10 protein-coding genes are annotated in these 13,897 nt (G+C 45.5%); all 10 read right to left on the bottom strand.

The window, feature by feature from the left end:
- Positions 1 to 10 precede the first annotated feature (10 nt).
- Positions 11 to 550, bottom strand: a complete 540-nt coding sequence (locus tag H8S64_RS17995; RefSeq protein ID WP_186977930.1) for an RNA polymerase sigma factor — start codon at positions 548 to 550, stop codon at positions 11 to 13.
- 85 nt (positions 551 to 635) lie between these two features.
- Positions 636 to 1,541 carry a S1 family peptidase gene (locus tag H8S64_RS18000; protein WP_186977932.1) on the bottom strand — a complete coding sequence of 302 codons (906 nt, stop codon included), beginning with the start codon at positions 1,539 to 1,541 and terminating at the stop codon, positions 636 to 638.
- Positions 1,542 to 1,688: 147 nt separating this feature from the next.
- Positions 1,689 to 3,098, bottom strand: a complete 1,410-nt coding sequence (locus H8S64_RS18005; RefSeq protein ID WP_186977934.1) for a thioredoxin family protein — start codon at positions 3,096 to 3,098, stop codon at positions 1,689 to 1,691.
- A gap of 45 nt (positions 3,099 to 3,143) precedes the next feature.
- Positions 3,144 to 6,032 (bottom strand): GH92 family glycosyl hydrolase, encoded by a 2,889-nt coding sequence (locus tag H8S64_RS18010; protein WP_436231470.1) that lies wholly within the window; start codon positions 6,030 to 6,032, stop codon positions 3,144 to 3,146.
- Positions 6,029 to 7,696 (bottom strand): metallophosphoesterase, encoded by a 1,668-nt coding sequence (locus tag H8S64_RS18015; protein WP_186977938.1) that lies wholly within the window; start codon positions 7,694 to 7,696, stop codon positions 6,029 to 6,031. The genes H8S64_RS18010 and H8S64_RS18015 overlap by 4 nt, the downstream gene beginning before the upstream one ends.
- 4 nt (positions 7,697 to 7,700) lie before the next feature.
- Complete coding sequence (locus H8S64_RS18020; protein ID WP_186977940.1) at positions 7,701 to 8,834, bottom strand: alkaline phosphatase; 1,134 nt, start codon at positions 8,832 to 8,834, stop codon at positions 7,701 to 7,703.
- On the bottom strand, positions 8,834 to 9,808 hold the full coding sequence (locus tag H8S64_RS18025; RefSeq protein ID WP_186977942.1) for a metallophosphoesterase family protein: 975 nt from the start codon (positions 9,806 to 9,808) through the stop codon (positions 8,834 to 8,836). The genes H8S64_RS18020 and H8S64_RS18025 overlap by 1 nt, the downstream gene beginning before the upstream one ends.
- 28 nt (positions 9,809 to 9,836) lie before the next feature.
- Positions 9,837 to 11,012, bottom strand: a complete 1,176-nt coding sequence (locus H8S64_RS18030) for a hypothetical protein (protein WP_186977944.1) — start codon at positions 11,010 to 11,012, stop codon at positions 9,837 to 9,839.
- 102 nt (positions 11,013 to 11,114) lie between these two features.
- On the bottom strand, positions 11,115 to 12,419 hold the full coding sequence (locus H8S64_RS18035; protein ID WP_186977946.1) for a hypothetical protein: 1,305 nt from the start codon (positions 12,417 to 12,419) through the stop codon (positions 11,115 to 11,117).
- Positions 12,420 to 12,423: 4 nt separating this feature from the next.
- Positions 12,424 to 13,896 carry a RagB/SusD family nutrient uptake outer membrane protein gene (locus tag H8S64_RS18040; RefSeq protein WP_186977948.1) on the bottom strand — a complete coding sequence of 491 codons (1,473 nt, stop codon included), beginning with the start codon at positions 13,894 to 13,896 and terminating at the stop codon, positions 12,424 to 12,426.
- Position 13,897: the final 1 nt, after the last annotated feature.

A 13,897-nucleotide genomic window follows, 5' to 3' on the forward strand; every position in this document is an offset into this window, starting at 1 on the left:
ATTTTAACATTTAATCACCTAAAAGGAATATCAAAATAAGAAAATAATTCTTTGATAATAAATCTCTTAAAACCACGTAAGCCGATTTCTTCAAATCTTTCACCGTGTTCACGGAAATCTGTAACTCTTCGGCAACCTCCGTGTTATTCATACCTTGCAAGTTCAATTGAATAATCTCACGAGTCCGGGGTGGCAATTGCTCTATTGCCGCGTATAAAATCCGTATGGTTTCCTGACGTGTCGCTTCTTCCAGAAAATTATAATCATCCGCATCATCTTCATCCAACTGCGCGAAATAATGCTCCGCCGCACGCTGATGTTTACAATGATTCCAGTACAAATGCCTCGCCACCGTGTATAAAAAGGCCTTCCCGTACTCCACGGAAATAATCTCCTCCCGCCGCTCAAACACCCGCATGAATGCCTCCTGTGCCAAATCTGCCGCCAATTCATCGTCACCCGTGTAGCGTCGCATAAACGCCTGCACGGCTGGAAAATTCTCCCGAAAGAATTTCTCAAACTCTTTATCTGACTTAATAACAACACCCATGATGTTGCAAAAGTAATGATTTATTCAATTAATCCAATACTGAAATTCCATTTGGAAATACATCAATATCTCATCCAAAATTTTTTCACTTTTGTTTTGGTGATTTTATCACCCGTCGCAACGAACTCACCGGAATGGTCAACTTCACGTTCATTTGCAAATGATAAGGCGGTTGATTGGAAAAGTATATCGCACGGATACTCGATACCATCGACACCATATTTCCCCGGTCATCCATGATCGGACCGCCACTTGAACCTTTCGCGAAATCAGCGGTCATCTCCATCCTGCGGGAAAAAGGATCACCCGGGTTCAAGGCAATCGTCCGTGACACCCTTCCGTGCGTGTACGCGTACGGGTAGCCTTCCGGGTTACTCAACAAATGCACGTTCGCCCCCGCCGGAAGATCATCGCCCAAGGGCATCGGGGTAAGCACATCCCCCCGGGTATCAATCTTGAAAAAAGCCATATCCGCCGCCTTGTTAAAACTGAGAATTTCCGTGATAGGGTAAGCCCGACCGTCCTCTGTCGCCACGAATATCACGCTATCCGCCGGATTCAACTTCGCTGCCGGATCGAGTAATTCCCAAAACACGTGAAAGTTAGTCACGCAAACACCGTCCGCTGTCAACACGACGGCTGTTGCCCACCCGTAAACCATATCCGGACGTGTCGTCACTCCTTGGTATTTATTTACCGTCAACACGCTCGCCCGCCTTTCCTTGATTATATTCTCCGGTGTCATCTCCCGTTTCCCCGCACGCCGGGGCACAATATTCACCGGGGTACTCTCCTTCACCCCTTGCGCTTGCTGCCGCAACGCCCGCATTCCCTTGAATAAAGGCAACACCCCTTCCTTCTTCAACGAATCAAGCAAAGCGGCTTCCTGCCGGGTATAATCCCGGTAAACCACCTCTTGCGCCACGCCTCTCCCGTTTCCTACTAAAAAACAACATAACACGATACACGATAACTTACTACAAAATTCCATAATCATCTTTTTAAATTTAATATACACCCATATAACAATTCAGAAAGGCAAAAGAGGTATCCGCCGCGAAAAAAATTCCGCCACTCCCGTTTTCATGTATCAATGAAACAGAAGTGGCGGTAACCACAAAAATGCATTATCTTCTACTTACAACTTCCGGTTATTCACATCCCTCAATTTCCACTCCAACTCTTTCATAAGTGCTTTATTGTCACTCCTAATATCTTTCTGGAAATAAATTGCTTGCTCCAGCACTGTCTTGGCATCCTCGAAATACCCGATTCGAGCCAAAAAATCAGCTACATAAAAAGCCGTTTCACCATACAAGCGATTCGCATTAAAAGCATAAAGAACCCACTCTCTACACGACTCCTTAGTCTTTTCATCCGAAGGTGAAAGTTTCCAGAAATAATCCGTCCACTCCACGATACGGGGTGTCGTGAGTTCCCCGCGCTTCAAAATACCTCTGGCAAACGATTTCAAAAACTCCGTCTGCCCTTCCTTACGAATCTCATCTATCACACGATCCTTCTCCGCCTTCATCAAAGTATCGAGGGGATATTCTTGCATCAACCGTTCCATAAAACGAGGAAATTCCACCTTGAACTCCTCTTCCCCAACACGATTTTCCGCCCAATAGCAAAGCTTAATATACTGAGGCGTAGCAAAAAACAAGCCACGCCCTCGAGAGATATCCAAATCTCCATCCAACACGTTACCGTTCGGGTATATCTTCCCTCCATAATCGGCGAACTTCGCTTTCAAAACCAACAATTCGTTCAACCATTCCCAGTTTGCCGTTTGAATACTCTGTTTCAAAAATCTCGAAATATGATACTGCACGGGAAATACCGTGTAATAAATAAAATCCCCGTAAAACTTCTCATCCAAAATCCGCCCGTCATTGCTAACCTTCATCGTTTCATCCACCAAACGAGTCATCAGTTCCTTGTCATACAGTGACATCTCTTCGAGTAACTTATTATTTTTGCTAATCAACTCCTCGGTCGGCATAGCTTTCAAACAAAGATTCACGGCTGCCGGCTTATTACGCTCATTGGCAGATTGATAATATTCATACAACATATCCCTATCGGCTGTTCCGTTTTTCACGGCTGCCACAAAATTATCTTTTCCCCCGTGACGCTCGTACAGGGCAATCATTCTCCCCTCGGAAATAAAATGCTCTGCATTTCCGGCTCCCGTCATTTTATGCACCACATCCCCTTTGCCATTGATAAAATAGAATGTCGGGTAAGCATCCGCCGGATATTTCTCCGTGAATTTCTTACCTTCCGGACTCTCGGCATCTATTTTATAATTGATAAAATTCGAGTTATAAAACGCACCCACCTTTTCTTGGGGGAAAACTTTAGTTGCCACTTGCTTACAGGGACCACACCAAGTGGTATAGACATCCACGAAGACTACTTTATTTTTCTTCTTCGCCTGAGCCAAAACTTTATCCCAAGTACCCGACTCGAACTTCACTCCTTGCGCCTCAACCGATAGAGAAGCAAACATCACGCAAACCAACAATAGTACTACTTTTTTCATATTCTAAAATATACTGTTAATAATTTATTTATCCATACACTCACTCTAGCGAGTTACTTTTTTCCATTTCCATTCCAAAAACTGCCCCTCGTAATCCTCGAAATAGAGAAGTCGAAAGGGATGATAACCCTGTTGCAGGGCAATGCGCCCGAATGCCGACACGGCTGCATGAGAACCGTCATTATCAACCACTTTCCGGTCACCGACGTAAAGTACGCTACCATCGTCAGACTTCAACTCGAACTCGTAAACACCCCGTGACGGCACCCGAATCCAGCCTTCCCAAATGTAACCATAGTGGTCCTCACGAGGAGCTTGGTCGATGCGAATCACGGGCATATAACCGGAATCCGCGGGCTGTATCTTTTCCATATCCTCCACGCCGGTAAATTTACCCTCGTAATAGCGGTAGCGAAAACCTTTATTCAGATCGTGCGGTCTTTCAGCAGGACGATAGACGGCTTTTACCGCGGGCAATTCCAGCAATCGACTGGGGAGATACCCCTCCTTGAAACCCCGCACACGAAGAATCGCGGAAGAATCCAAACGAATCGCCTCGTGATACAAGGGAGAATACAGGGTAGGCTCACTACCGTCCAGCGTGTAATGCAACTCGGCACCGGAAGTCGTACATCCTATTTCAAAAACAACGGCATCCTCGAAAAGATAAAGGTCTCGCGAAACATAGGGAATAGCCACCTGCTTATCACGAGTCATGGAATAAGGTTGCCCCGAACCGTAACCGCCCCATTCCGTACAAGGCTCCGCCGAAAGTTCAAACGACAACTCTCCTCCTTGCATCAATTCCTCGTAAGTAATAAAACAACGCTTCATTTCCCTACCATTCAGACACACCCGGCGGATGTAAGTATTAGAAGCGGGCTCATTGGCCGTAATGACCAATCGTTTGCCATTTGCCAAACAAATCGTCGCCTCGGGAAACAAAGGGGACGTGAGAATAAACTCGTTGGAACCGGGACACACGGGATAGAACCCCAGACTGCTCATAATGTACCAAGCGGACATCTGTCCACAATCCTCGTTACCGCAAATGCCGTCAGGAGTCGGTCGGTACATCTCTTTCAAGATGCGACGTACCATTTCCTGCGTTTTCCAAGGCTGTCCCGCGTAAGTATAAAGATACGCCATGTGATGGCTCGGTTCATTGCCATGGGCATACTGACCAATCAATCCGGTAATATCGGGCAAATCGCTCTCGACCGTCGAAGTCCCATGGAAAAGAGAATCCAAATCCGCGAGAAACATCGCCTCTCCCCCGTAAAGCTGTATCATCCCCCGTACATCATGAGGAACAAAGAAACGATATTGCCAAGCATTAGCCTCCGTGTAAGCACGCCCAACCCGGCAAGGGTCAAACGCCGGTTCCCAATTACCGTCCAATCGCTTGGGACGAAAAAAACGACCGGAACCGTCAAATACATTCGCGTAATTACCGGCACGGAGAGCGAAACGCCGTGCTGTTTCACTCTCCCCCAATGCCGTAGCCAAACGGGAAATACACCAATCGTCATAAGCAAATTCCAGCAGGCAGGATACGGATTCCCGACGTAAATCGGAAGGAATAAAACCATAACGGGTATAATAAGCCGCCCCTTTGGCGTTTTTCTCGGCAGAACGAGTCATCGCCTCCAACGCTTGGCGGGCATCGAAACCGCGGATGCCTTTCAAATACGCGTCCGCTATCACGGAAACGGCATGATAACCAATCATCGTATTCGTTTCACCCGAGGAAAGTGACCAAATGGGAAGTTCTCCTGTGACATCATAAATATCCAGCATGGAATTGACCATATCGCCGACCAAAGTCGTATCCAGAAGCGTCATCAAAGGATGCCATGCTCGAAAAGTATCCCACAAAGAAAAAGTAGAATACTGCTTACGGCGACCGTCAACCTTACCCGTCTTCATGTCATGACGCCGATAGTCGCCATTGGCATCACTGACTAAATTGGGCGTGAGAAAACTATGATACAAGGCGGTATAAAAATTAGCACATTCATCCGACGTGCCCCCCTTCACTTGCATGCGGGAAAGCACTTGCCGCCACCGTTGTTCCGCTTCCCGGCGGAAATGGTCAAATCCATCTCCCGTGAAATCATATTCCAGATTGTCGCGAGCATTTTCCTCGCTGACACACGACAACCCCACGTACATTTCCACGGACTCCTTCGGTAAAAGGCGGAACGTGGCAATAACCTGCAATCTTTCTCCCGTGATGGAATCGACAGAATCAACCGTTTTTCCCTCTTTCACCCATCGTAGAGAATGAAACGGACGGGAGAAACGGGCTATAAAATAAATATGCTGATTATCCACCCAACCGGAAGTATTACGCCCCCCGCGTATCTCGTTATCACCGGTTCGTTCCATCCGTGCCTCTTTGATTTTATCGTCACTCAACGCGTGCGCCAAATCCACAACAATCGACACCTCGCCACCCCGCTCGAAAGTATAACGATGCACTCCCGTGTAAGGGGTTACGGTCAGTTCCGCTTCTATTCCCTCCGCGGGCAACTCCACCCGATAATAACCGGGCATAGCCTCTTCCCGTTCATGAGAAAACGGATGAGGGGGCATCCAGTCGGCAGTCCCGTCAGGCGAAAGCTCTCGGGAAGAGGGATATACCAGAATATCACCCCAGTCGATGCACCCCGTCCCGCTCAAATGCGTGTGCGAAAACCCTAACAGAGTTGAATCACTATAATGATAACCGGAACAGGCATCCCAATTCCCTCGCCGCGTATCCGGACTCAACTGCACCATCCCTTGCGGCACCGTTGCCCCCGGGTACGTATGCCCGTGGAACCCCGTCCCGATAAAAGGATTGACTACATTAACCGCCGAATCTTTCGGCCCGGAACAAGCCACACACAGCAACAACGCCATGTACGCCGTATTTATTATTTTCATCATTCAAGCAACTTACGTAACATCTTCAAATCATCCGTACCCACCAAATCAACACCTATCTCTAAAAACAATTTCTTCACCGCTTTCCTCTCCGGCTCCCCCCACCAACGGAAAAGCTTATTCTCGCCATGAGCCTTATCCAGTATCTCCTTCATCTTCCTGTACTCCTCTTCCGGCATCTTCCCTCTCCCCCGCCAAGTAAAATAACGGGAATAATGATCACTGACCACCGGAATCAACGTGGTCGGCTTCCCGACTCCGAGATCCCGAATCATCCCGTCGAGAAACATAAAACGACTCTGTTCTCGCGACAACACATGCGTGGGACGTTTACCGGAGATAAAAAGCAACACGGCTCCTTCCCGGTATTCCCCCTCGTCCAGCGAGCAAAAATATTTCCGGTAAGGTTCCATCTTCTCTTTCAACACTCGATAGAGTTCCTCCGCGTCACTTTTAAACTCAACCATCAAGAAAAAAGGGCGATCACTACTGGGATACACCTTTCCCCCGTTTGCCTCTATCCGTGCCACCAAAGGTTTCAAGTACATATTCTCGAACGTGCGGGCAGCTCGACGAAAAAACGGCTTGCTATGCCCCACGTACACGTCCCCGTCTATCAGCCACAAATCCGCCTCCACGCAATTAAAGCGATAGGACAAGGCGTCCTCCAACGGACGGCGGCGCCAATAGTCATTATGCGAAAACGCGTTATAGTGAATCTTCTCCCGAGCCTTTGCCGGAAGCGTACGATTCAACACCGGCTCCACCGTTTCCAGCTCCCCCTCCCCGTTTTTCCAACGGCAGGAAGCCACCGTCACCCGGTCATCCTTGATGCGCAACACGGCAAAAGAGCCATTGCCATCCTCGTCTTTCCAAGCGTTATTCACCTCGTAAATCGGGTATCCCCGGTACTCCGGCATCATGGCGGTATGCGTATGCCCGGCAAAGAAAGCGGCAACATTATATTTGTCAAGCACGTCGAACAACTCCTCCCGTGCCTCCCGAGGCCACCATTCGATTGCCCACGGGTCCGTGCCATAGTGTTGAATATAAACAACCGGTTCCCCGTTGGAAGCATACGTCTGCAAATCCGCTTTCAACCACTCCAAATTACTCTCGCAATAGGAAGTATCTCCCGCGTACCGTTGCGCGTGCACGAAATGCACATCCCCCGCGTTCCACGAATAACTCCGGCTGGAAGGATGCCAGTTCAGAATCTCCCCGTTTCGCAAACGAACAACCAAAAGAGAATCCAAATAATTCTTTATCAACTGCAAATGTTCCTCGTTATTGGGTGCGCCATCCCTCGCCACGTCCAAATCATGATTCCCCAAACCGGGATAAACCGGAAAATGAATCCGCCTTTCCCCCTCCCCGCATTCATACCGCTGACGGTAAAGGTCAATGATTTCCGGACGGGAACGGTCAAATATATCACCGGCTATCACCACGCCATCCACCCGGCTAATCACCTCCCCGTCGGGCATCACGAACTGCCCCGGCACCCGATTCATCGCCACCACGTGATAATATTGATCCGTCTCGGGCAAAAAATCGAAATGCAAATCAGCCGCGATGATAAAAGTAACATCCCGTTGTCCGCGGGCAACCTTCCCTGCTCCCGCCAACACGACAAGGATAAAAAACGATGCAATATATTTCACCATCTCTTTATAATTTCAACAGCGATTTAATCTTCTCGAAAATATCGGTATTTTCATAAATACCCGTGAACGCTTCCGCCCCGGGACCAAAGGCATAAACCGGAACCATAACACCGCTATGGCTACCCGTGGAAAACTTACCCACGATCTCACCTCGTTCCAAATCACCGCCCACCAAAGTCAGTCCTCCGGTTTCATGATCGGCAGTCACCACCACCAGCGTATTCCCGTCGGCAGCCGCCCACTCGAACACCTTGCCTATCGTACGGTCGAAATCCAATACCTCCTCCACCAGAGGACGAAGTTGATTGGAATGCCCGTAATCGTCTATCTGCGACGCCTCCACCATCAGGAAAAAACCTTTTTTGTTACGCGACAAAAGTTCCAAGGCTTTCAAGGTACCCTCCGTCAGCATCTCTCCCCGCTCTGCCGGACGAGGCAAATCGTGATCCGCCCAAACGGCAAGCACTTTTCCGCTTTCGATAGCGTCCAATTGCTCCTTATTCTCCGGAGTCCGGTACCCCAACGCCCGCATCTCTTCCATAATATCACGACCATCCTCCCGTTCACAAAAATACCGCTTACCGCCACCAAAAATAAAATCAACACCACACCCCACGTAATCCGCGATAATCGCTTCCGCCTGCTCCCGGTCACTATTGTGTGCACAGAAAGCGGCAGGGGTGGCATCATTCAAACGGCAGGTAACCACAACCCCCGTGGACTTGTTTTTAACGGCAGCCAAATCCGTCAAAGTAGTCAACGGCTTCCCGTCCGGATCAACCCCCACCGAATGGTAACGAGTCTTATGTCCTGTCGCCAAAGCCGTACCGGACGCCCCGGAATCGGTAATCAAACGGTCATAACAATAAGTCTTCGCCAACCCCACGCATCGGCAATTCTCAATATTCAACTTTCCCCGGTTGGCAGCCCATGTGGAATACATCGTCATCAGGCTCATACCGTCGCCAATCATAAAGACCACGTTCTTCACCTTCCCTTTCGTCGGGGATACAATCTTTTTCACCGGGCTCTCCTTGTCCCAAGTCACTTTAATTTCACGATCTTTGCCCTGTCCGGCAACCATTGCCGGACAAATGAGCAAAGCGCACACAAACAACACAAAACACAATCTCATCATTACTTCAATTTTTTCAAGTCTTCAAAATCTACCGGATACTTGCATCTGTTTTTCACCTCCCCGCCTTTCAGCCGGACATACGTTTCAAATTCCCGTTTCCCTTCCGTCAATTCAATCACCCGCACCCCCGGTTCCAAACACCCGTAGGCATTTTTCCCGGCGGACACACGCCCGTATCCCAACGCTATATCATAATATACACCTATAAAGTCATTTTCATGGTCATGCCCCGCAAACACCCCTATCACCTGCCCCGACTCTTTCAACGCGGTAAACAACCCGCTATTCAGCCGCGGGCAACAAATTTCTTCCAACCTTACCCCAAACGTCTTCCCGTTCCAAGCATAGTTATATTCCGGCAACGGAATATGCATAAACAGCAGCGACGGACACTCTCGTCTTGCGCTCTGCTCCCGCAACCAAGCTATCTGTGAAAAATCCACCCACTGGTATCCCCCCACCTCTTTCAACTCGCAATTACTATGCGAATCCAAAAAATAAAGCACAGCAGCCGTCGCCCGGCTCTGCTTCCCCTCTATCTCCAACACGTAATTCCCGACACCCTTCACGTTCCCCTTGCTCATCAAGCACTTGGGAGTCTCCTTCACCATCTCGTAAATCTCCTCCCGACTCATTCCCTGCTCGTGATCATGATTTCCGAAAACCATCGTCCACGCCACCCCACACGTTTTCATTTGCTCCACCAACCGTACCCATGTCGCTCGCGGATTCAACTCTGTCACCTGATCCCCGGTAAACACCACCAAGTCCGGTCGCTCCTCCCGAATCACCTCCGCCAACAATTCAAAACACACTTCCGACTGCCCTTTCTTCTGGTTAATGTGCATATCAGTCACCTGCACAATCTTAAACCGTCCCTCCCCGTCAAACTTCAAGCGAGGCTGGGCAGCCAATTCTGCGACTTGTACTATAAAACACAACAATAAGCTGATGGAGCAAATTACTTTTTTCATAATGCTAATTTATTCTCAAATAATATAATTAATCGTAAGCAAGCGGAGTTGAATTAGAATATATATTTTCAGAATAATACTGCAATTTACCAGCAGATTTTTGCTCCACTTGTACAAATTTACGTCCATTATATTTGTATGTCGTTCTAATCACTTCTGCCTCCAATGTCCCAAAATCTTCATTAAATTTAGCAGCAATATCCGTTTTCAATTCTCCTACAACTACAGTATAATCCTTATCAAATAACCAATCTTTAACAATAAATCTACGAGTATCCGCCTCCGTTTCAAACCGATCATTAAAGTCATGTCGATAACAAGTACCTACTTCAAGGCGATCACAAATTTCATAAGTTTGAGCATCTATCAAATACAGATAGAACGTATGACTATCCTCATAATGAACACGAGCCTCTAACAAAATCATAGTTCCCGCATTATTAACATACTTCATAATAGCTTGAAAGCCTTCTGCTTTTCGAGGCGTAGAAAAAGCAAAATCATCATACGTGTACAAATTTTGCCTATTGTAATTATCCACCAAACAAGCAACATCAATAAAATCAAATTGATCCAACGGAACAAATAACGAACCAGAAACCCCAACTTTACTAATTTCTTCCCATGTTCCCCAAAACGGCATTGCTTTTTTTACTGTTTCCGAAAGTGTATAACGAATAGTTTCCGGACGCTCATCTGGTTCAATTGGCTTTATGCCATATTCTAACTCATGTATAATTTCACTTCTTAAATCTTCTACAGAACGAACTATTAAATCAACAACTTGCTTACAACGAGAACTATATATTCTAAAACTTCTAAAATAGTTTTCGAGATCTTCATCATTCTTAAATAAATCTCTAGACTTATTTATACACAAATCTTGATATACTCGAGCAGCATCTTTATCGAAACGATTAATACATTCATACCATTTTTGTCTTAGTACACCTTCAGAAATAATTGTATCATAAGACTGGTACAATTCTATAAATTGACGCTCAAACAAATCAACACGTTGAAGGAATGCATTCATATTCTCAGTTACTCCCCTATCCACAGAGCGAGATAATCCCCCACCTTCTATCAAAATATTTTCTTCCAAATCCAACTCATTGAATTGCTGATTTTCTATCACACTTTCACAAGCAAAACAACATGCGAATAAAAAAACGATAAACAATAAACGATATTTCATATCCACAATTTATTAAGTTTAACTTCGATTTTCCCTACATAAGAAGAGTAAGGAAGAAGCCTTTTTCAGCTTCTCCCTTCTCTTAATTCACAACATACAAGACTATTATTAATCTTCTTTTCCCGTGAATGCCCACTTGCTCTTCCAAGCCCAACGGAGCGGGCAGTTATCCGTGATAGTACGGATACGTTTCATCTGATCCATGGTAATGGCATTTCTAAAGGAATAAAAATCCATGATATTCGTAGAATAGAACAACAATCCGTCCTCTGTCACCTTTAAACGATTATTAGCGTCATTCCCATTATTGTCATACCACTCTTCCCGGTAAATATCATAAGGCACGGTATCCTCGCAATAATCTGATGTTATTTCTTCTCCCGCAAACTCTGTCGGCAACAACCCGAAGAACTGTCCCACTTGACCAAGTTGTCCCAATGGTAAATCGTTACCTGTTGAAAACTGAGTGAGTTCAAACATCATACCAATGTCACTAAGCTTAAAATCATCCTTACTCATTGCTTCAAATTCCTCTTCGGTTTTTTCCCGCATAAGCGGTGATATTCCTTTCAAAGGTTCTGTTCCTGTCAAGATAAACTGAGGAGGTATTGTAACTGTTCCTATTGTCCCAGGCCTATTTTCTACAATCCAAATATTTAAATATTTTTTATAATCCCAGAAAACATAGTTTGCTAAATCATATTTGATACAAAATTCTATTCCATCCACTTCAATCCAGTGCCAATTACCTCCATCCTTAGGTCCAGACCACCGATTTATCCCTTTTTCCTGCATTTTTGTCCCATCGGGAGTATATTCTGCCAATTGGAAACGAATACGAGTATCTACACTATTCGGTCCAAAAGCAACCTTACGCTCAAAAGTTTTCACCATCGTGTTGAAGAACTCGTAAATCAAACTTGCGTCCAACTTCGCTCCCCCGGTTACACTTTCTGTCGTTTGAAGTACATGGAATACTACCGGGTAGGTAATCGTTTCATACTCGTCCTCAGCAAAAGGTTTCCGCAATTTCACGGTAAACAAATCGGATTTCATCCCGTTTGCGGTGATATAAAAACTCACTTTACCTTTTGACACATCAGTCGTCTTGTATTCCGGTCCCTCCAATTCCGTCCCGTCCTCCATGAAATACTTGACCATATCCCCGGAAAGCCTATCTTCTGGTATTCTGCCATATATCTTCTCACCGTCTTTCCCTTCTGTCACTTGATAAAGGTGAGGTACCAATGTCAAAGTGGCGACACCATCAGCAATCAACTGCTCAGCATCTGCACCTAACTCTACTTTTTCAATTTCAACTTTGCTAAAATCGAGCAACTCACCCTCTTCCGGCGTACATCCGATAAAAATGCCCAGCGATAAAAGCAAATATAATAAATTCTTTGTCTTCATAATGTTAATCTTTTAATTGCCAAACCGGATTTTGCTTTAATTGCTTGTTATTCTCCAACTCACTTGTAGGAATCGGGAACGTGTAACGATAATCTCCCGCACCGTTCAATGTATAGGTCTGTCCCATAATTGTACGCTCCGTTTTTACCCCCAAACGTTTCATATCCATCCAATTGTAATCTTCCTCTCCTACAAACTCCTTACGACGTTCACGATATATATCTTGCAACAAACCCTCTTTATCCGAAGGGGTCGTATAGATTCCTGTGTATCTTGCCTCTTTAAAACGCTCCAAAATTGCTTTTGCTTCATCCAACTGATTGGTCATTACCAACGCCTCTGCCTGAATCAAGAACGCCTCTGCCAATCGGAATCCGATAAATATATTTCCATAAGTAGCCCCATAAATATTATATTTATTAAAATACTTCCTTGATTGAGTACCTACTCCCGGCATACTAATAGATCTTCTTCCAAAAGAATATTCATTCCGAATATCTCCTTCCGTTTCAGGAAAATGAGTACTCAAAAATTCTTCATCAACTAATAAATTTCTATAGAAATAACTATTACTCATAGCAGTACCATCAAATCTTATACGCAAAGCCGCTTCAGTATTCGCTACTGCACTATTTTGTGTTTCTGCATCAAATAACCTGGATAAATTATCCGGATTCTTCTCCAATTCCGCACCATCTGTTTCTTTTGAAGCATACAAGATTGCATTTTTCCAATCATCAGCCTCCGCCGCAGGAGAAAGTGCTTTAAATAGATAAACTTGTGCAAACAAGCGATTTACAACATGAGTATCGTACATCCGGTTAAAACTACTCCGCATAGGTGTACGTTCCAAACGAATTTCCGCCTCATGCAAATCACTCAAAATTTGGGCATACACCTTTGTCTGAGGAGCACGGGACAAATCCACATCCTCGAAATCATCATAAGAATTCAAACACAAAGGAATACCCAATTCATTATTGTCATAAGGAGCAAAATACTGAACCAATTTAAAGAAACAGTATGCACGCACAACGTAAGCCTCTCCCATTACATAATCCCGCATATCTTCCTCTCCGGCAGCCGTTTTTGCTTCATGAATATATAAATTCATCAAACCGATAGGCCCATAATACCGTCGCCAAAAACCCTGAGTCCCTTCCGACCTCCAATCTGCTTGTTCCACATCCTCAACCGTCATTCCTGCATCATCTGCTGCTAAAAGATACAAATCAACCTCACTTGCATAAGAAACCATGGGAATATCTTCTCTGAAACGACTGAAAGGATTACGCACCATCTTAGTATGTCCATCCCCCTCAGCAGGCATACCATACAAAAAACTGGATAACGCCTGCTTGATACTTTGCAAGTCCTCCATCGAAATCACGTTCTTAGGAGTTACATTCAAAAACTCTTTACAAGAGGTAACTCCTAAAACCAATAAAAAGCTAATTAAATATATAAACTTTCTCATA

The organism is Butyricimonas hominis, assembly GCF_014287455.1.
GTDB lineage: Bacteria > Bacteroidota > Bacteroidia > Bacteroidales > Marinifilaceae > Butyricimonas > Butyricimonas muris.